The organism is Xenorhabdus beddingii, from assembly GCF_002127545.1.
GTDB classification, from domain to species: domain Bacteria; phylum Pseudomonadota; class Gammaproteobacteria; order Enterobacterales; family Enterobacteriaceae; genus Xenorhabdus; species Xenorhabdus beddingii.
On the sequence record NZ_MUBK01000172.1, the window covers coordinates 1 to 435 of the forward strand.

The 435-nt window shown below is 48.0% G+C and carries 1 protein-coding gene; it reads right to left on the bottom strand.

All coding sequences use genetic code 11. The features are described from left to right. Positions 1-435: terminase small subunit (locus tag Xbed_RS19115; RefSeq protein WP_244182580.1), on the bottom strand; the 435-nt coding region annotated here is incomplete at both ends.

Consider the following 435-nt stretch of genomic DNA (forward strand, 5'->3'; position numbering starts at 1 on the left):
CTCATTTTTAACCTGCTCACGAAACGCTTGAACGCTGATATGCTTACCTAACAATTCCAGATTCTTCACCTTATCCGGCCATTTGATCTTCTTAAGCAACGCCGCAGCATCCTGTCCCATCTCAACCACTTCCAGACCGGATAATGTAGTACGCCACACTTTAGGCCAGTCTTTGACGGGTTTCAGTTCGCCGCCATCCGTCAGAATGTCGAGCACGTCCATTTGGTCAATTTCCACCAACCGCTTTAAGACGTAGGCCGCATTTATGCCAACATCTTCATTGCGTTGTGACTTTAATTCAGTGATCCTGTTTTGAATGTCAGGTTTTGACAGGTTTTCAGACGCGGTACGGTTCGCAGTCTTATCGCTGTACCCCGCCCGAATAGCCGCTTGCGTGGCGTTCAAATCAACGAGGTACTCGCGACAAAACATTTC